The organism is Streptomyces sp. NPDC050211 (assembly GCF_040656035.1).
Lineage (GTDB): Bacteria > Actinomycetota > Actinomycetes > Streptomycetales > Streptomycetaceae > Streptomyces.
The window spans coordinates 210,241-227,690 of the sequence record NZ_JBFALC010000002.1; the positions used below are offsets into that span (position 1 = coordinate 210,241).

Annotated in this window: 19 protein-coding genes and 1 tRNA gene; 4 read left to right on the top strand and 16 right to left on the bottom strand. The window is 70.5% G+C overall.

All coding sequences use genetic code 11. The features are described from left to right. The first annotated feature begins 371 nt into the window (after positions 1-371). A complete protein-coding gene (locus tag AB0I98_RS02935) occupies positions 372-1,028 on the top strand; it encodes an SDR family oxidoreductase (RefSeq protein ID WP_362934307.1) in 657 nt (218 codons plus the stop codon). Positions 1,029-1,063: 35 nt separating this feature from the next. Here the strand turns inward: AB0I98_RS02935 and AB0I98_RS02940 are convergent, their stop codons facing one another. Further along, on the bottom strand, positions 1,064-1,276 hold the full coding sequence (locus AB0I98_RS02940) for a hypothetical protein (RefSeq protein ID WP_362934310.1): 213 nt from the start codon (positions 1,274-1,276) through the stop codon (positions 1,064-1,066). 89 nt (positions 1,277-1,365) lie between these two features. Beyond that, positions 1,366-1,447: transfer RNA gene (locus AB0I98_RS02945), tRNA-Tyr, on the bottom strand. Between the two features lie 220 nt (positions 1,448-1,667). On the opposite strand from AB0I98_RS02945, the gene AB0I98_RS02950 reads away from it, so the two are divergent. Beyond that, positions 1,668-2,156: a YajQ family cyclic di-GMP-binding protein gene (locus tag AB0I98_RS02950; protein WP_189941171.1), complete on the top strand. Its 489-nt coding sequence runs from the start codon at positions 1,668-1,670 to the stop codon at positions 2,154-2,156. Positions 2,157-2,242: 86 nt separating this feature from the next. Here AB0I98_RS02950 and AB0I98_RS02955 read toward each other — a convergent pair whose 3' ends face one another. Next, complete coding sequence (locus AB0I98_RS02955; protein WP_210582752.1) at positions 2,243-2,509, bottom strand: GlsB/YeaQ/YmgE family stress response membrane protein; 267 nt, start codon at positions 2,507-2,509, stop codon at positions 2,243-2,245. 161 nt (positions 2,510-2,670) lie between these two features. Between AB0I98_RS02955 and AB0I98_RS02960 the strand changes: the two genes are divergently transcribed. After that, entirely contained in the window at positions 2,671-3,918 is a 1,248-nt protein-coding gene (locus tag AB0I98_RS02960; RefSeq protein WP_362934313.1) for an APC family permease, read from the top strand. 98 nt (positions 3,919-4,016) lie between these two features. Here AB0I98_RS02960 and AB0I98_RS02965 read toward each other — a convergent pair whose 3' ends face one another. The 13 genes from AB0I98_RS02965 to AB0I98_RS03025 form a co-directional block, all read right to left on the bottom strand. Next, positions 4,017-4,220: a hypothetical protein gene (locus AB0I98_RS02965; RefSeq protein WP_362934316.1), complete on the bottom strand. Its 204-nt coding sequence runs from the start codon at positions 4,218-4,220 to the stop codon at positions 4,017-4,019. 129 nt (positions 4,221-4,349) lie between these two features. After that, on the bottom strand, positions 4,350-4,745 hold the full coding sequence (locus tag AB0I98_RS02970; protein WP_362934319.1) for a YccF domain-containing protein: 396 nt from the start codon (positions 4,743-4,745) through the stop codon (positions 4,350-4,352). Then, entirely contained in the window at positions 4,742-5,605 is an 864-nt protein-coding gene (gene htpX, locus AB0I98_RS02975) for a zinc metalloprotease HtpX (protein ID WP_210582755.1), read from the bottom strand. The genes AB0I98_RS02970 and htpX overlap by 4 nt, the downstream gene beginning before the upstream one ends. A 178-nt stretch (positions 5,606-5,783) precedes the next feature. Then, a complete protein-coding gene (locus AB0I98_RS02980; protein WP_362934322.1) occupies positions 5,784-7,307 on the bottom strand; it encodes an NADH-quinone oxidoreductase subunit N in 1,524 nt (507 codons plus the stop codon). Then, positions 7,304-8,878 carry an NADH-quinone oxidoreductase subunit M gene (locus tag AB0I98_RS02985; RefSeq protein WP_362934325.1) on the bottom strand — a complete coding sequence of 525 codons (1,575 nt, stop codon included), beginning with the start codon at positions 8,876-8,878 and terminating at the stop codon, positions 7,304-7,306. The genes AB0I98_RS02980 and AB0I98_RS02985 overlap by 4 nt, the downstream gene beginning before the upstream one ends. Before the next feature lie 6 nt (positions 8,879-8,884). Then, on the bottom strand, positions 8,885-10,879 hold the full coding sequence (locus tag AB0I98_RS02990; protein ID WP_362934328.1) for an NADH-quinone oxidoreductase subunit L: 1,995 nt from the start codon (positions 10,877-10,879) through the stop codon (positions 8,885-8,887). Further along, positions 10,876-11,265, bottom strand: a complete 390-nt coding sequence (nuoK, locus tag AB0I98_RS02995) for an NADH-quinone oxidoreductase subunit NuoK (RefSeq protein WP_362934330.1) — start codon at positions 11,263-11,265, stop codon at positions 10,876-10,878. The genes AB0I98_RS02990 and nuoK overlap by 4 nt, the downstream gene beginning before the upstream one ends. Next, entirely contained in the window at positions 11,265-12,029 is a 765-nt protein-coding gene (locus tag AB0I98_RS03000; RefSeq protein WP_362934332.1) for an NADH-quinone oxidoreductase subunit J, read from the bottom strand. Before AB0I98_RS03000 ends, nuoK begins: the two co-directional genes overlap by 1 nt. Further along, on the bottom strand, positions 12,026-12,730 hold the full coding sequence (locus tag AB0I98_RS03005) for an NADH-quinone oxidoreductase subunit I (RefSeq protein WP_362934334.1): 705 nt from the start codon (positions 12,728-12,730) through the stop codon (positions 12,026-12,028). Before AB0I98_RS03005 ends, AB0I98_RS03000 begins: the two co-directional genes overlap by 4 nt. 2 nt (positions 12,731-12,732) lie before the next feature. Then, entirely contained in the window at positions 12,733-13,701 is a 969-nt protein-coding gene (locus AB0I98_RS03010; RefSeq protein WP_362934337.1) for a complex I subunit 1 family protein, read from the bottom strand. Beyond that, complete coding sequence (locus AB0I98_RS03015; protein WP_362934340.1) at positions 13,698-14,858, bottom strand: NADH-quinone oxidoreductase subunit C; 1,161 nt, start codon at positions 14,856-14,858, stop codon at positions 13,698-13,700. Before AB0I98_RS03015 ends, AB0I98_RS03010 begins: the two co-directional genes overlap by 4 nt. Then, complete coding sequence (locus AB0I98_RS03020; RefSeq protein WP_362934343.1) at positions 14,855-15,589, bottom strand: NADH-quinone oxidoreductase subunit B family protein; 735 nt, start codon at positions 15,587-15,589, stop codon at positions 14,855-14,857. The genes AB0I98_RS03015 and AB0I98_RS03020 overlap by 4 nt, the downstream gene beginning before the upstream one ends. After that, a complete protein-coding gene (locus tag AB0I98_RS03025; protein WP_362934346.1) occupies positions 15,580-15,975 on the bottom strand; it encodes an NADH-quinone oxidoreductase subunit A in 396 nt (131 codons plus the stop codon). Before AB0I98_RS03025 ends, AB0I98_RS03020 begins: the two co-directional genes overlap by 10 nt. Positions 15,976-16,198: 223 nt before the next feature. On the opposite strand from AB0I98_RS03025, the gene AB0I98_RS03030 reads away from it, so the two are divergent. Further along, positions 16,199-17,392 (top strand): sensor domain-containing protein, encoded by a 1,194-nt coding sequence (locus AB0I98_RS03030; RefSeq protein ID WP_362934855.1) that lies wholly within the window; start codon positions 16,199-16,201, stop codon positions 17,390-17,392. Positions 17,393-17,450 lie beyond the last annotated feature (58 nt).

The window sequence follows — 17,450 nt, forward strand, 5'->3', positions numbered from 1 at the left end:
CGGGGCCCCCCCCCGGCGCGGCCGCCGTCGCGGGGCCGGCCGGCGGGGGCCGGGGGCGGGCCCCCGCGCCCCCCCCCGCCCCGGGGGCGGGGTGTGAGTTGGCGTGTGGGCTGGGGTGATGGGAACTGGGGTTCGCGGGTCGGCCCGGGCCGGGGCGAGGTTGGGATTGGGATTGGGTTCGGGATTGAGATCGGGCGTGCGCGGGTGTTGTGTGCGCCCTGTTGTGGGGCGCGTGACCGTGGTGCGGGCGCTGCGGGATGCGGAGCGTGCGGCGTTGGTAGGCGCCCGGCGCACGATCCGGGGAGTGCGCGCCGTGGGGCGTGGCTGAAGTCGTGCGGCGTGGGCGGCCGTCCGGGCGTACGGTCGGAAGCATGCGCATTGTCATCGCTGGGGGTCATGGTCAGATCGCGCTGCGGCTGGAGCGGCTGCTCGCCGCGCGCGGAGACGAGGTTGCGGGGATCATCCGCCACGCCGAACAGGGCGACGATCTGAGGGAGGCCGGCGCCGAACCGATCCTGCTGGACCTGGAGTCGGCCTCGGTCGAGGAGGCCGCGGCCCATCTGCAGGGCGCGGACGCGGCGGTCTTCGCGGCCGGCGCGGGCCCCGGCAGCGGGGCGGCCCGCAAGGACACGGTGGACCGGGACGCGGCGATCCTGTTCGCGGACGCGGCGGTCCGGGCGGGCGTACGGCGCCATGTGGTCGTGTCATCGATGGGCGCGAACCCGGAACACGAAGGGAGCGAGGTCTTTGACGTGTATCTGCGCGCCAAGGGCGAGGCCGACGCGCACGTACAGAGCCTCGACGCCCTGGACTGGACGATCCTGCGCCCCGGCATGCTCACGAACGACGCCGGTACCGGTCTCGTACGCCTGGAGGCCCACACGGGCCGCGGCGCGATTCCGCGCGACGATGTGGCCGCCGTACTGGCGGAACTCGTGGACACTCCGGCGACGGCAGGCCTGACCCTGGAGCTGGTCAGCGGGTCGGCGCCCGTGACGGTCGCGGTGAAGTCGGTGGCGGGCAACTGAGGGGCGGCTGCGGGGTCGGAGCAGACCCGCGCCCCTCAGAAGAGCGGCAGCTGCCCGGGAAACTCGGGGACGACGTACCCGTCCAACGACGGCTGGGTCGCCCCGAGTTCCGCGAGTCTGCGTGAGCCGGAGCAGGACACCAGCTCCCCACTCTCCCGCGCCCCCGGCGGATCATGCCGCGCGAACCTCCCCGCAACGACGGCGATCTCACGCCGGCATTCGGGACACCGTCTGCGAGGAGTGGACATGGGGCCAGTGTGCCCCGACAGGACGCCCCGCCAACGAAGAGACCCCCTCCGTCTGCGTTTCCGCAGTTCGGAGGGGGTCTCCTCAAATGTGGCGGCGCCAGGATTCGAACCTGGGAAGGCTGAGCCGGCAGATTTACAGTCTGCTCCCTTTGGCCGCTCGGGCACACCGCCGGGGTTGCTGCCGTTCGAACCGCTTTTCGGCGGTGCTCGCTGGCAACGACGTAAACAATACCCGATGGACAGGGGTGCTTCGCCACCCGATTGATCGGCGCTCGGGGGACGGTGGGTGGCTAGGCTTATGCGGATGCGGCCCGGGACGACGCCGGGCTCGGCGGCCCCACGTACGCCGATACGCACCCGATACGCACCCCGATACAAGGAGCCACAGGACATGGCCGACTCCAGTTTCGACATCGTCTCGAAGGTCGAGCGGCAGGAGGTCGACAACGCCCTCAACCAGGCCGCCAAGGAGATCTCGCAGCGCTACGACTTCAAGGGCGTGGGTGCCTCGATCTCGTGGTCCGGTGACAAGATCCTGATGGAGGCGAACTCCGAGGACCGGGTGAAGGCTGTCCTCGACGTCTTCCAGTCCAAGCTGATCAAGCGCGGGATCTCGCTGAAGGCCCTGGACGCGGGCGAGCCCCAGCTGTCCGGCAAGGAGTACAAGATCTTCGCGTCGATCGAGGAGGGCATCTCCCAGGAGAACGCGAAGAAGGTGGCGAAGATCATTCGCGACGAGGGTCCGAAGGGCGTGAAGGCCCAGGTGCAGGGCGAGGAGCTGCGGGTCAGCTCGAAGAGCCGTGATGACCTGCAGGCCGTCATCGCTCTGCTGAAGGGCAAGGACTTCGACTTCGCGCTGCAGTTCGTGAACTACCGGTAAGGCGCGCCTTTGACGCCGTACGAGGAAGGGTGGGCACCGAGCGGTGCCCACCCTTCTCGCCTGCTGGCTGCGGTCGGGGGATGCACTCAGTCGCGCGAGTTGCCGAACAGGAGGCGGTAGGCGACCAGCAGGACCAGTGAGCCGCCGATCGCCGCGGCCCAGGTCGTGGTGTCGTAGAAGTCCTTGGTGATCGGGTGGTCCAGCCAACGGGCCGATATCCAGCCGCCGATGAACGCTCCCGCGATGCCGATCACGGTCGTACCGATGAAGCCGCCCGGGTCACGGCCCGGCAGCAGGAACTTGGCGATGGCTCCGGCCAACAGCCCCAGGATGATCCAGCCAACGATGGTCATGCCGTGAACCTGCCCTTTCGTGCTGTGCCCGCACTGTCCCTGCGCTGTGATGTGGGTCCCGCCGGGCGGGTTGTACTCGTCGCGCGCGTGTTCGTGCCTTGTTGATGGAGAGGACGTCACCGGTGCACCCGGCGGTTGCACTGATCAGTAGGGTGCGGTGCGTGACAACTTCCAGCTCTGAGCTACGGCGCACCCTGGGTGTGGGGGACGCCGTGCTCATCGGCCTGGGCTCGATGGTCGGAGCCGGGATCTTCGCCGCCCTGGCGCCCGCCGCGCACGCCGCCGGGTCCGGGCTGTTGCTCGGGCTGGGCCTCGCCGCCGTGGTCGCCTACTGCAACGCCATGTCGTCGGCGCGGCTGGCCGCGCTGTATCCGGCCTCGGGCGGCACATATGTGTACGGGCGCGAGCGGCTCGGGGAGTTCTGGGGTTATCTCGCCGGCTGGTCGTTCGTGGTCGGCAAGACGGCGTCCTGTGCGGCGATGGCGCTCACCGTGGGCGCGTACGTCTGGCCGGAGCAGGCGCACGCCGTGGCGGTCGCGGCCGTGGTGGCGCTGACCGCGGTGAACTATGGCGGGGTCAAGAAGTCGGCCTGGCTGACCCGGGTGATCGTGGCTGTCGTGCTGGCTGTCCTCGCTTCCGTGGTGGTCGTGTGCCTGGGCTCCGGGGACTCCGACGCCGGGCGGCTGGACATCGGGGCCTCCGGTGGTCTGGGCGGGGTGCTTCAGGCGGCTGGTCTGCTGTTCTTCGCGTTCGCCGGGTACGCGCGGATCGCGACTCTCGGTGAGGAGGTACGGGATCCCGCGCGCACCATTCCCCGTGCCATCCCGCTGGCTCTGGGCATCGCGCTGATGGTGTACGTGTGCGTGGCGGTGGCTGTCCTTTCCGTGCTGGGGGCGGGTGCTCTGGGCGACGCGGCCGCGCCACTGGCCGACGCGGTGCGGGCGGCAGGGGTTCCGGGGCTGGTGCCGGTGGTACGGGTGGGTGCTGCCGTGGCCGCGTTGGGTTCGCTGCTCGCCCTGATCCTCGGTGTCTCGCGTACGACGCTCGCGATGGCGCGGGACCGGCATCTGCCCGGCGCGCTGGCGGCCGTCCATCCCCGCTTCCAGGTGCCGCACCGGGCGGAGCTGGCCGTGGGCGCGGTGGTCGCGGTCCTGGCCGCCACGGTGGATGTACGCGGCGCGATCGGGTTCTCCTCCTTCGGTGTGCTGGTCTACTACGCGGTGGCCAACGCCTCGGCCTGGACGCTCGGATCGGCTCCCTTGGCCCGGGTGGTGCCAGCGGTCGGGCTGCTCGGGTGCATGGTGCTGGCGTTCGCGTTGCCCGTGGTCTCGGTGGTCGTGGGTGCGGGCGTGCTGGCGGTGGGTGTGGCGGCGTATGGCGTACGGCGGCGGTGGGTGGCCGGGCGGTAGGTGCGCGGTGCGCCCGTGGCCTTGCGAGGCGGGTTACGGCATCGGCGCCGTGCGTATGCGGAAGTTAGCCCAAGGGGCCGGCTCCAGCTCTTCGTTCATCACGCGTACGTCCTGCAGCCCCGGTGGGATATCGGCAGGACGCCTTCGCCGAATCCGCCGTCTCCTATCCGCAGGTAGAGCTCGGCGAGCAGCGGGGGCAGGGTGGCCTTGTCCACGGGATCGGGGAGTGAACTCCAGCCCCACGGGTGGGTGTTGCGTGCCCTGGCCGCCGCCCGTGTCAGCAACTGCTCGATCTCGGTCATGGGTTCATGATGCAAGCCGCCGCTGACAATCGGGCGAGGCTGTGGACAACCGTCGGGCTGTGGATAACTGGCGGTCGGAGGCGGAGCGATTGCCGCCACCGACCTACTGGACCAGCTGCCGCCTCTGCCCTACCAGCGCGACGAGAACGGCTGGTCTGTCGACACGATTTCGCGTCCCAGCGGGAGCAGCGACACCGGGATGAGCTTGAAGTTGGCGATGCCGAACGGGATGCCGATGATCGTGATGCACAGGGCGATGCCGGTGACGATGTGGGCCAGGGCGAGCCACCAGCCCGCGAGGACCAGCCACAGGACGTTGCCGACGCAGGAGGGGGCGCCGGCGTCGCGGCGCTCGACCGTTGTGTACCCGAAGGGCCACAGGGCGTAGACGCCGATACGGAACGCGGCGATGCCAAATGGAATGCCGATGATGGTGATGCACAGCAGCACGCCCGCGAGCAGGTAGCCGAGGAACAGCCAGAAACCGCTCAGGACGAGCCAGATGACGTTGAGGATTGTCTTCACTGGGGGCGACCTGCCATCTTCTCGAGCCGGGCGATGCGTTCCGCCATCGGCGGATGTGTCGAGAACATCTTGGAGAATCCCTGACCTGGGCGGAAGGGGTTCGCGATCATCATGTGGCTCGCCGTCTCGATCCGGGGCTCGGGCGGCAGCGGGAGCTGCTTGGTGCCTGTCTCGAGCTTGCGCAGGGCGCTGGCGAGGGCCAGGGGATCGCCGGTGAGCTGGGCGCCGGACGCGTCCGCCTCGTACTCCCTGGAGCGGCTGATGGCCAGTTGGATGAGAGTGGCGGCGAGCGGGCCCAGGATCATGATCAGCAGCATGCCGAGGAGGCCGGGGCCGTCGTCGTCATCGGAGCGGCCGATCGGGATCAGCCAGGCGAAGTTGACCAGGAACATGATCACCGAGGCGAGCGCGCCGGCGACCGACGAGATCAGGATGTCGCGGTTGTAGACGTGGCTGAGTTCGTGGCCGATGACACCGCGCAGCTCGCGCTCGTCGAGGATGCGCAGGATGCCTTCGGTGCAGCACACGGCCGCGTTGCGCGGATTGCGGCCGGTCGCGAAGGCGTTCGGCGCCTCCGTCGGGGAGATGTACAGGCGGGGCATGGGCTGGCGGGCCTGGGTGGAGAGGTCACGGACCATGCGGTACAGGGCCGGGGCCTCGAATTCGCTCACCGGGCGGGCGCGCATCGCGCGTAGCGCGAGCTTGTCGCTGTTCCAGTACGCGTACGCGTTGGTCCCGAGGGCGATCACGACCGCGACGACGAGCCCCATACGGCCGAAGAGGCTGCCGATGACGATGATGAGTGCGGACAGTCCCCCGAGGAGTACTGCGGTCCTGAGCCCGTTGTGCCGGCGGTGCACGGTACGCCCTCCAAGTGGTGCGGCAGGGGAACCCTTTGCTTGTCGATATCCGAAGCCACTGGTGCCGTGGTGTCACGTCCAGTGGACCCTCCCGTACTGGTCAACGCCAGGCGAGGGGGACTAGTTCCCTTGTGCGTGCGGCGGCGGGCGTGGGCCGTCCGGGTGAGGTGCCGTGCGCTCAGAAGAGGCCGGTGTCGGCGAAGCGCAGGACCACCTGGGGCGCTCCGGAGAGGGCGATGCCGAGTACCGCGGTGATGGTGATCGCCGCGGTGACGGGTGCGGGCACCCGGTGCTCGACGGGCTCGCCCTCCGGGGCGCGGAAGAGCAGGGCCGTCCACTGGAGGTAGTAGAAGAGCGCGATCACTACGTTGACGGCCATCACCACGGCGAGCCAGCCGAGGCCCGCGTCGACGGCCGCGGAGAAGACGGTGACCTTGGCGAAGAGGCCGATGATGCCCGGGGGCAGTCCGGCGAGGCAGAGCAGGAAGAAAGCCAGGAGGAGGGCGGAGAGGGGGTTCTTCGCGTACAGGCCGCGGTAGTCGGTGATGCGGTTGAGGGATCTTGTACGGCCCACCAGTGCGGCCACCGCGAAGGCGCCGAGGTTCACGGCGGCGTACATGAGGGCGTAGGCGACGGTGGAGCCGATGGACTTCTCGGCGTCGTCGGAGTACGCGGCGGCGGCGATCGGCACGAGGAGATAGCCGGCCTGGCCGACGGACGACCAGGCGAGCAGTCGTACGGCGCTGTACGCGCGCGTGGCCTGCTGGCGCAGGGCGCCGACGTTGCCGACGGTCATGGTCAGGGCGGCCAGCGCGGCGAGTGCCGGGCCCCAGACGTCGGCGTACGACGGCAGCGCGATGACCGTGACGAGGATCAGGCCGGAGAAGCCGACCGCCTTGCCGACGACCGACAGATAGGCGGCGACCGGCAGCGGCGCTCCGATGTAGGTGTCGGGCACCCAGAAGTGGAAGGGCACGGCGGCCGTCTTGAAGGCGAAGCCGACGAGGGTGAGGACGACGCCGGTCTGGGCGAGGGTGTCGAGCTGTCCGTCGACGTCCTGGATCCGGTCGGCGATCTGGGTGAGGTAGAGGGTGCCGGTGGAGGCGTACACGAAGCTGATGCCCATGAGGCTGACCGCGGTCGCGGTCACCGAGGACAGGAAGAACTTCAGCGCCGCCTCGGAGGACTTCCGGTCGCCGTGGCGGAGGCCGACGAGGGCGAAGGCGGGCAGGGAGGCGACTTCCAGGGCGACGATGAGGGTCGCCAGGTCGCGGGAGGCGGGCAGGAGGGCGGCACCGGCCGCGGAGGACAGCAGCAGGAACCAGAACTCCCCTTCGGGGAGTCCCTTGTTGGCGTCCTTGAGGGCTGTCACCGACAGCAGGGCGGCCAGGAGGGCGCCGCCGAGGACCAGGAACTGGATGACGAGGGTGAAGCGGTCGGCCGTATAGCTGCAGATGTCCGGGGCGCCGGTCAGGCAGAAGGTGCTGCGGTCGCCGTCCAGGAGGGGCAGCAGCAGGGCGGCCGAGGCGGCGAGGCCCGCGACCGACACCCAGCCGAGCAGTGACTTCCGGGCATCGGCGAGGAACAGGTCGGCCACGAGGACGACGAGGCCGACGACTGCCGCGACGGTGGGCGGCGCGATGGCGAGCCAGTCGACGGACTGGACGAGGGACTCGGCCAGTGGCTGGGCCAGGGCGCTCATCGGGTGCCTCCTGCGAGGAGCTGCTGCACGGCCGGGTCGGTCAGGCCGAGGAGTGCCTTCGGCCACAGCCCGGCGATGACGGTCAGGGCGACGAGCGGGGTCCAGGCCGCGAACTCGTAGCTCTGGACGTCGGCGAGCTTCGGTGCCTCGTGCGGGACGACGCCCATGCAGACGCGGCGGACCACGACGAGCAGGTACGCGGCCGTCAGCAGCGTGCCGAACGCAGCGATCGACATGAAGGCCAGGAACGCCGGGCGGCTGAGTTCGTCGGCGGGGTCGAACGCGCCGAACAGCGCCAGCATCTCGCCCCAGAATCCGGCGAGGCCCGGCAGCCCGAGCGAGGCGACCGCGGCGAAGGCGAGCAGACCGCCGAGGCGGGGTGTCTTGGCGTAGAGGGCCGCGCCGGTCTTGTCGGCGAGGGTGTCGAGGTCGGTCGTGCCCGTGCGGTCCTTCAGCGCGCCGACCAGGAAGAAGAGGAGGCCGGTGATGAGGCCGTGGGCGATGTTGGCGAACAGGGCGCCGTTCACGCCGGTCGGGGTCATCGTCGCGATGCCGAGCAGGACGAAGCCCATGTGTCCGACGGAGGAATAGGCGATGAGGCGCTTCAGATCGCCCTTCGCGCCCCGCTTGGCGAGGGCGAGGCAGGCCAGGGATCCGTAGATGATCCCGACGACGGCGAACGCGGCGAGGTACGGCGCGAAGGTGCGGAAGCCGTCGGGCGTGATGGGCAGCAGGATTCGGACGAACCCGTACGTACCCATCTTCAGCAGGACGCCTGCCAGTAGGACCGAACCGACGGTCGGCGCCGCGGTGTGGGCGTCCGGCAGCCAGCTGTGCAGCGGCCACATCGGCGTCTTGACCGCAAGCCCGATCCCGATCGACAAAACGGCGATGACCTGCACGGATGTGGTCAGCGACCGGCCGTTGTCAGTGGCGAGTGCCACCATGTCGAATGTGCCCGCGTTGATTCCGATCAGGAGCAGGCCGAGCAGCATGACCACGGATCCGAGCAGCGTGTAGAGGATGAACCGCCAGGCCGCCTGGGTCCGGCCCTCGCCGCCCCAGCGGGCGATGAGGAAGTACATCGGGATGAGCACCATCTCGAACGCGAGGAAGAACAGCAGCAGATCGAGGACGGCGAAGGTCGCGAGGGTGCCGGACTCGAGGACGAGCAGCAGTGCGACGAAGGCCTTCGGGGTCGGGCCCGCAGGCATCTTGAAGTAGGAGTAGAGCGCGCAGAGGAAGGTCAGCAGCGCGGTCAGGACCAGAAGGGGGAGGGAAATGCCGTCGATGCCGAGGTGGATCCGTACGTCGAGTGCGGGGATCCAGCTGATGTCCGTGCTGGCCTGCATCTTCGACGGCTGGTCGTGGTCGAAGCCCAGCGTGAGGACGATCGCGGCGATGAGGACCGCGCCGGTCACGGTGACGCCGTGCCGCAGCACGGCCTGCTCGGGTGACTTTCCCTTCAGCCCGGGCGGGGCCGGCAGGAGAGCGGCGGCCGCGCCGAGGAGCGGGCCGACGACGACGAATGCCAGAAGGAACTGCATCACGGACTCGTTGATATCGATCACGCCTGCTCACGCTCCCGTGGCGACGAGGACGGCGGCGACCGCGAGGACGACGGTGCCGGCGAGCAGCGCGCTCACATAGGTCTGCACATTGCCGGTCTGGGCGCGTCGTACGGCGGCACCGAGCCAGCGGGGCAGGGTGCCCGCGCCGCGTACGTAGGTCTCGACGACCTCGCGGTCCAGGAACCGGACGAGGGTGGCTCCGGCCCGGACCGGGCGGACGAAGAGTGCCGAATACACGGCGTCGAGGTGGAAGCCGACGGCCGCGTGACGGTGGATCGGGCCGAGCAGGAAGCGGCCCGGGTCGGCCGGGTCGGGCGCGTAGGCCACGTCTCCGTAGGCGGGCGCGTGGCTTGCGATGGCCTCGGCCTCGACCAGTGCTGCGTCGCCTTCGGGGTGGGCCGCGACCGCGCCGATCGGTGTGCGGGCCGCCAGTGCGGTGGTGCGCTGCCAGGCTCCGTAGGTGACGAGTCCGCCGACGACGGCGAGGCCCGTGCCGAGGATGGACGTGGTGAGGGTCGGGGTCAGCTCGTCGCCGTCGAACCAGCCGGGCAGCGACTGGTAGGCCAGCCCGCCGATGGCGAGTGACGGCGCGGCGAGCACCCAGAGCACCACGGTCATGGTGAGGGGCTGCCTGCCGTGGTCCGGGGCCTCGGCTCCCCGGCCGCGGAAGGCGAGCAGCCACAGGCGCATCGCGTAGGCGGCGGTGAGCAGGGCTGTGAGCAGGCCTGCGACGAGGATGATCCAGCCCACGGCGACGGGGACGCCCTCGGCGTGGCCGGTGGTGATGTGCTCAGCGGCGCCGAGGACGGACTCCTTGGAGAAGAAGCCGCTGAAGGGCGGGATCGCGGCGAGCGCGAGGAGGGCCACGGTCATCGTCCAGTAGGCGTCCGGGACGCGGTCGCGCAGGTCGCGCATCCGGGACATGGCGGCCAGCGAGTTGGTGCCGGCGGCGTGGATGATCACGCCGGCCGCGAGGAACAGCAGCGCCTTGAAGGCGCCGTGCGTGAGGAGGTGGAAGACGGCGGCTCCGCGGTCGCCGACGGCGAGGGCGCCGGTCATGTAGCCGAGCTGGCCGATCGTCGAGTAGGCGAGGACGCGCTTGATGTCGTCCTGGGCGAGCGCGGCCAGCGCCGAGCCGGCCATCGTGACCGCGGCCATGACGGCGAGAACGACCATCGCGGCCTGCGAGGCCTCGAAGACAGGGAGGAGACGGGCGATGAAGTAGACACCGGCGGCGACCATCGTCGCGGCGTGGATCAGCGCGGAGACGGGCGTCGGGCCGGCCATCGCGTCGGGGAGCCACGTGTGCAGCGGGAACTGCGCCGACTTGCCCGCGACGCCGGCGAGGAGCAGCAGGGCGATCAGGGTCGGATGGTCGAGCGCGCCGGTCGACACGGCACCGAGAACCTTGGTGATCCGGAAGGACCCGGCGTCGGTGGCCAGCGCGAACAGGCCGATCAGGAAGGGGACGTCACCGAGCTTGGTCACCAGGAAGGCCTTGAGGGAGGCGGCGCGGGCCTCCGGGGTCTCCCAGTAGTGACCGACCAGGAAGTAGGAGCAGATGCCCATGATCTCCCAGCCGACCAGCAGCACCATCAGGTCGCCGGAGTAGACGACGAGGAGCATCGCGGAGGTGAAGAGGGAGACGAGGGCGGCGTACGAGGGGTAGCGCGGGTCGTCGCGCAGGTAGCCCATCGAATAGATCTGCACGCAGGAGGCGACGAAGGCGACCAGTACGGCGACGAGGGCGGCGAAGCCGTCGATGTGCAGGGCGAGTTCGATCGGGATCGAGCCCGTGGGGGTCAGTTCGGTGGCCGCGCTCACGGCCTCGTCACCGCCCTGGCGAACGGCGACCAGTACAGCCACGACAAGGGAGGTGAGGACCGGCAGGACAGCGAGCGGGCGGACGAAGCCGGGAGCGCTACGGCCCAGGAGCAAGCCGGCGGCCGCGCCCAGGAACGGGAGAAGGGGGACGAGGACGGCGAGGGTGGTCGTGGTCACGCGGTGGCCTCAGCCTTCTCGGCCGCGCCGGCTGCCGGGCCGTCGGTCTCGGGGCTCTCGGGCTCGTGGCCCTCGGCGGTGTCGCGGAGCTTGTCGATGTCCGCGGTGCCGCGGTTGCGGTGGACGGCGAGGACGATCGCCAGGCCGATGCCGATCTCGGCGGCGGCGATGGCGATGATGAACAGGGTCAGCGCCTGGCCGGAGTGCAGGGTCTCCTCGGCGGTCCTGCTGAGCCAGACGTCGAAGGCGACGAGGTTGAGGTTGACGGCGTTGAGCATCAGCTCGACGGACATCAGGACCAGGATCGCGTTGCGCCGGGCGAGGACGCCGTACAGGCCGGTGCAGAAGAGGAGGGCGGAGAGTACGGCGGGGTAGGCGAGGTGCATCAGCGGACACCTTCCTTGTCGGAGCCGTCTGCGTTGCCGGCTCCTGTGCCGCTGGGGGCTCCCGCGCTGTTGCCGGTCCCCTTGCTTGGGTTAGCACCCTTGCTCGGGGCGGTCCCCTTGCTCGCGTCGGTCCCCTTGTCTGGGCCGGCTCCCTTGGCGCTCGGGGTGTTCGGGCCGGTAGCCGCGTCCGCCTTTGTCTTGCGGGAGAGGACGATCGCGCCGACCAGGGCGGCGAGGAGGAGGACGGAGAGGGCCTCGAAGGGGAGGACCCAGTTCTGGAAGAGGCTCGCTCCGGTGGCCTCGGTGGAGCCGGCGGCCGGGCCGTCCAGCTCGATCCAGGTCGTGCGGAAGGCATCGACGACGACCCAGACCAGGGCGGCCGCCGCGGCGACGGCGACGGTGAGGGCGGCCCAGCGGTTGCCGGAATCGGCGTCCGGGGAGCGGCCGATGGGGGCCCGGGTGAGCATCAGACCGAACAGAAGGAGGACGACGACGGAGCCGACGTAGATGAGGACCTGGACCCAGGCGATGAACTCGGCGGTGAGCAGGAGGTATTCGACGGCGAGGCCGCCGAGAGTCACTACCAGCCACAGGGCGGCATGCACCAGTTGCCGGGTGGTGACGGTTACCAGGGCGGCGCCGAAGGTGACCAGGCCGACGAGGAGGAAGGCGATCTCGACGCCGGTCGGGGAGAGAAAGCCGTGCGTGTCGGCGGCGACGGTGGTCGTGGTGTGCACCGACGCGGCGACCGAGGCAAGGATCACGACTCGCCTCCCTGCGGGTCGGAGGGCTTGGCCTGGGGATCGGCGGGCTTGGCCTGCGGATCGGACGGCTTCGCCTGTGGGGTGGTGCCGGGCCCGCTCTCAGGCGTGGGGGTCGTTGTGGGCCCGGATGGCTGCGCGGTGCCGGGGTCGCCCTCAGGTGTCGGGTGCGGCTCGGCCTGTGCGGCTGCCAGTTTCTCGGCGGTTTTGCGGGCCGCGGCGATTTCCTTGGGTTCCTCGGCGGCGGGGTCGAGGGCGGGTGGGGCGGGGACCGTCCACATCCACTCGCGGAGCTTGTCGCGTTCGTGGGTGAGTTCGCGGATGTCGGTCTCGGCGTACTCGAACTCCGGGGACCAGAACAGGGCGTCGAAAGGACAGACCTCGATGCAGATGCCGCAGTACATGCACAGGGCGAAGTCGATGGCGAAGCGGTCCAGGACGTTGCGGCTGCGTTCGCGACCGCCGGGGGCCGCGGGCGGCACCGTCTCCTTGTGGGAGTCGATGTAGATGCACCAGTCCGGGCACTCGCGGGCGCACAGCATGCAGACCGTGCAGTTCTCCTCGAACAGGCCGATGACGCCACGGGTGCGGGGCGGCAGGTCGGGCTGGGCGTCCGGGTACTGGTCGGTGACGGACTTCCTGGTCATCGTGCGGAGGGTGACGGCCAGGCCCTTGGCGAGGCCGGACCCGGGAATGGGGGCCATGGTTACTGGATCACCACCTTCACGATGCCGGTGAGGGCGATCTGGGCGAGGGAGAGGGGAACGAGGAGGGTCCAGGCGAGCTTCTGGAGCTGGTCCTCGCGCAGGCGGGGGTAGGTCACGCGGAGCCAGATCACGATGAAGGCGAGGACGGCCGTCTTGAGCAGGGTCCAGACCCAGCCGAGGCCGTCGGCGCCCCAGGGGCCGTGCCAGCCGCCCAGGAAGAGGACGGTGGTGAGGCCGCACAGGACGACGATTCCGGCGTACTCGGCGAGGAGGAACAGGGCGAAGCGCAGGCCGGTGTACTCGGTGTACGCGCCGAAGATGATCTCCGAGTCGGCGACCGGCATGTCGAACGGGGGGCGCTGCAGTTCGGCCAGCCCCGCCACGAAGAACACGATCGCGCCGACGATCTGCCAGGGCAGCCACCACCACTCGAAGGCGTCGACGATGCCGGGGAGGGAGACCGTGCCGGCCGCCATCGCCACGGAGGCGGCGGTGAGCAGCATCGGGAGTTCGTAGGCGAGGAGTTGGGCGGCGGTGCGCAGGCCGCCGAGGAGGGAGAACTTGTTGGCGGAGGCCCAGCCGGCCATGAGCGAGCCGAGGACGCCCACGCCCATCACCGCGAGGACGAAGAAGATGCCCGCGTCGATGACCTCGCCGACCGCGCCCTCGCCCGGGCCGATGGGGATGGCGAGGAGGACCAGGAGGTACGGGAGGAGGGCCACGGCAGGGGCGAGCTGGAAGATACGGCGGTCCGCGCCCGCCGGGACCACGTCTTCCTTCTGCGCGAACTTCACGCCGTCCGCGACGAGTTGGGCCCAGCCGTGGAAGCCACCGGCGTACATGGGGCCGAGGCGGCCCTGCATATGGGCCATGACCTTGTGCTCCGTCTGACCGATGATCAGAGGGAAGGTGAGGAAGACGACGAACACGATCAGGAGTCGCAGGGTGACGTCGAGCGCGTCGTTCACTGCGGGCCTCCTGCGGGGTCTTCGGGGGTCGGGGACTCGGAAGTTGACGGGTCGGGGCGCGGGGTTTCCGGGGTGGCGTCCGCGTCCTCGTCCCCGGACTTCGGGGCCGCCTCCCCGGCCGGTTCCGCCCCCTCCGGCTCAGGTTCGTTGAACGCGGGGCGGGCGTGGTGCCAGGGGGCGTCCGCGCTGCGGGGAGCCGCGGGCGGCGTGGCGGAGGCTGAGTCCGCCGCACCCTCCGGCGCCTGACCCTCTGCCGCAGCACCCTCCGGCGTCGCTGCCTCCGTCCGCTGCGAGGCCGAGCCCTCGCCCACGCTCCGCGAGCGACGCGGCCGGGCCGGAGGAGCCGAGGCAGCCGGCGGAGCCGAAGGCGTGCCCTCCGTCGGAGGCGTGCCCTCCCCCGAAGCTGTACCGCTCTCCGGCGTCGCCGCCTGGCTCGCCGAGCCCTCCGACGCCGTACGGCTACGACGTACGGGGCGGTCGCCCGCGCCAGCAGCCGCACCCGCACCCGCACGTGCGGCCCGCGCAGGACGTTCGCCCGTGCCGCGTGCTGCCGCACCCCGTGCGGGGCGGGCCGGGGCGGGCGGGAGTTGGCCTTTCTGGGGGCCCCATTCGTTGGGGTCGGGGACGCCCGGGGGCAGCATCTGGCGGCGCTTGGGGCCGCCGTGCTCGGACTCGCCCGGTTCCTTCGCGCCCGGCCAGGCCTTGACGACGCGGGAGGCGAGGACGAAGTCCTTGCGGAGGGGGTGGCCCTCGAAGGTCTCGGGCAGGAGGAGGTGGTCCAGTGCGGGGTGGCCCTCGAAGTGGACGCCGAACATTTCGTGGGTCTCGCGTTCGTGCCAGGCCGCGCCCGCGTACACGTCGATGGCGGTGGGCAGGGCAGGGGCCTCGTGCGGGACCGTCGTACGGAGCAGCAGGCGTCGTACCGGCGAGAGGGCGGCGACGTGGGCCGCGATGCGGAAGCCCGTGCCGGGTTCGTCGACCGCGCTGAGCCAGTCGAAGTAGGTGCAGCCCAGCTCGTCGCGGGCGGTCCGGAGTGCCGTGGTCCAGGCCGACGCCGGTACGTCGACCGTCAGGACCTCGTACGACTCCTCGGCCGTGGCCTCCGCGCCGAAGAGTTCCTCGGCGGGGGCGGGCAGCCAGCCGACGGCGCCGGTCATGGGGCCTCCCCCGTATCGCCGTCCCTCGCAGCACGGCCGTCCTTCGCCGTATCGCCGTCCTTCGCGCTACTGCTATCCGCCCCGCTACCGCCACCCGTCGCCGCCACCCCCGGCGGCTGCACCAACCCGCTCTGCAGCGCCGCCGCCGACGGACGCCCCGCAGGTGTTCCGTACCGCTCCCCCAGCGACTCCCGAGAGATCTTCTCCTGGAGCTTGATGATCCCCTGGAGCAGGGCCTCGGGCCTGGGCGGGCAGCCCGGCACATACACATCCACGGGGATGATCTGGTCGACGCCCTTGGTGACGGAGTACGAGTCCCAGTACGGGCCGCCGCAGTTGCTGCACGCGCCGAAGGAGATGACGTACTTGGGCTCGGGCATCTGCTCGTACAGGCGCTTCACGGCAGGGGCCATCTTGTCGGTGACCGTGCCGGAGACGACCATCAGGTCGGCCTGGCGCGGACCGGGTGCGAACGGGATGACACCCAGCCGGATGAAGTCGTGGCGGGCCATCGACGCGGCGATGAACTCGATCGCGCAGCAGGCGAGGCCGAAGTTGAAGACCCAGAGCGAGTAGCGGCGGCCCCAGTTCAGGACGACCTTCATCGGCTCGGGGGCAAGACGGGCGAGCGCGCCCAGCCGTTTCGGCTCCGGCAGCAGAACAGGCTCGGAAGGCCGCACAACCGGCTCAGCAGGCCGCACAACCGGCTCGGAAGAAGGAGTCACGTCCATGCCAGGACTCCCTTCTTGTAGGCGTACAGCAGGCCCACGGCCAGGAAGCCGAGGAACAGGAACATCTCCACCAGCGTCGTCGCGCCGTAGCCGGGCGCGGCGAAGACCGTCGCCCACGGGAACAGGAAGATCGAGTCGACGGCGAAGATGACGTAGAGGAAGGCGTAGACGTAGTAGCGGACCTGGGTGTGGGCCCAGCCCTCGCCGACGGGGTCGACACCGCACTCGTACGTCAGGAGCTTCTCGGGGGTGGGGACCACAGGCCGCAGCAGCCGGCCGGCGCCGAAGGCGACGGCGACGAACAGCACGCCGATGACGGCGAGCAGCCCCACGACCGAGTACGACTGGAAGTAGTCCGCCGCGACGACGACGGTCGAATCGCGCACGTCCGTCCTCACTCCCTGACCTCGTGACCCACGTGAACCCTGCGTTCGACGATCTGTACGCACGGGAGTCTAGGCCCTGATAAAGCGACGGTAAGCAGGCCTTCACGCCTTGGTCTACAGGGGTGGGGTTTTCCCCCGTGTATCCCGGCGGCCCACCTCATGGCGCGGCGGACGTCCGCGCGGCACGCTAGCCCATATGACCGTACGCACACCCGACACCGGCATGCCACGCCACGCCGCCACGGCCCCGGACGCCGAGCGCCTTCCGCCGGCCCACTTCGCCTTTCACTCGCAGACCTGGAAGGAGATCGCGCACCTTCTGCTGAACCTTCCGGTCGCGCTGTTCGGGTTCGTCTACGTCGTCACCGTGCTGTGGCTCGGTGCCGGGCTGACCGTCACGGTGATCGGCCTGCCGGTGCTCGCGTTCGGGCTGATGGGCGCGCGACAGCTGGGCAAACTGGAACGGAAGCGGGCCAGGGCCCTGCTCGGCGTACGGATCGACGAGCCGAGCCCGCTGCCGTTGCGCAGCCGCAAGAACGGCTTCTTCGCGCAGCTGTGGATGGCACTGAAGGACCCGGTGGGCTGGCGCACGGTTCTGTACGACTTCATCCGGCTGCCCTGGGGCATCCTCACCTTCACCATCACGCTGGCCTCGCTGTTCGTGCTGTGGCCGGTGCTGCCGTTCATCGCGCGGGGGCTGACCAACGCGGACCGGGCGATGGTGCGCGGGCTGCTGTCGCCCTCGGACGAGCTGGAGCGCCGTATCGCCGAGCTGGAGTCGGACCGGGGGGTCGTGGTCGACACGGCCGCCGCCGACCTCCGGCGCATCGAGCGCGACCTGCACGACGGGGCGCAGGCGCGGCTGGTCAATCTGGCCATGGGGCTGGGTCTGGCCAAGGAGAAGCTTCTGGAGGACCCGGACTACGCGGCGGGGATGATCGCGGAGGCGCACGGCGAGGTGAAGCTGGCGCTGCAGGAGCTGCGGGACCTCGCGCGCGGGATCCACCCCGCGGTCCTCACCGACCGTGGCCTGGACGCGGCGCTCTCCTCCGTCGCCTCACGCTGCACCGTGCCCGTGAAGGTGACGGCCGACCTGGACGCCAGGCCGGCCGCGGCGATCGAGGGCATCGCCTACTTCACCGTCTCCGAGCTGCTGCAGAACATCAGCAAGCACAGCGGGGCGCGGACCGCGTCGGTCGATGTGTGGCGGGTGGAGAACCGGCTGCTGATCCAGGTGTGGGATGACGGGCGCGGCGGTGCGCAGCTCGACGGGGGGACCGGCATGAGCGGTCTTGCCGAGCGGCTGGACGCCGTAGACGGCCTGTTCGTCGTCGACTCGCCGGCCGGCGGCCCGACGACGGTGACGGCCGAGCTGCCGTGGCGGGACCGCGCGCCTGACGCGGGCGGCCAGAGGTAGGGAAAACCCCCCGTTCAAGAGGCCGACGGACTCCATGGTCCGCGGAACTGCGGCAGAG

Bases quoted from the DNA above. Each gene is read 5' to 3' on its own strand.
- AB0I98_RS02940 (WP_362934310.1), bottom strand. From the start codon at position 1,276: ATGTCCACTCCTCGCAGACGGTGTCCCGAATGCCGGCGTGAGATCGCC.
- AB0I98_RS02965 (WP_362934316.1), bottom strand. From the start codon at position 4,220: ATGACCGAGATCGAGCAGTTGCTGACACGGGCGGCGGCCAGGGCACGC.
- AB0I98_RS03005 (WP_362934334.1), bottom strand. From the start codon at position 12,730: ATGGCCCCCATTCCCGGGTCCGGCCTCGCCAAGGGCCTGGCCGTCACC.
- AB0I98_RS03020 (WP_362934343.1), bottom strand. From the start codon at position 15,589: ATGGACGTGACTCCTTCTTCCGAGCCGGTTGTGCGGCCTGCTGAGCCG.
- AB0I98_RS03015 (WP_362934340.1), bottom strand. From the start codon at position 14,858: ATGACCGGCGCCGTCGGCTGGCTGCCCGCCCCCGCCGAGGAACTCTTC.
- AB0I98_RS02980 (WP_362934322.1), bottom strand. From the start codon at position 7,307: ATGAGCGCCCTGGCCCAGCCACTGGCCGAGTCCCTCGTCCAGTCCGTC.
- AB0I98_RS02950 (WP_189941171.1), top strand. From the start codon at position 1,668: ATGGCCGACTCCAGTTTCGACATCGTCTCGAAGGTCGAGCGGCAGGAG.
- nuoK (WP_362934330.1), bottom strand. From the start codon at position 11,265: ATGCACCTCGCCTACCCCGCCGTACTCTCCGCCCTCCTCTTCTGCACC.
- AB0I98_RS03030 (WP_362934855.1), top strand. From the start codon at position 16,199: ATGCCACGCCACGCCGCCACGGCCCCGGACGCCGAGCGCCTTCCGCCG.
- AB0I98_RS02935 (WP_362934307.1), top strand. From the start codon at position 372: ATGCGCATTGTCATCGCTGGGGGTCATGGTCAGATCGCGCTGCGGCTG.
- AB0I98_RS02955 (WP_210582752.1), bottom strand. From the start codon at position 2,509: ATGACCATCGTTGGCTGGATCATCCTGGGGCTGTTGGCCGGAGCCATC.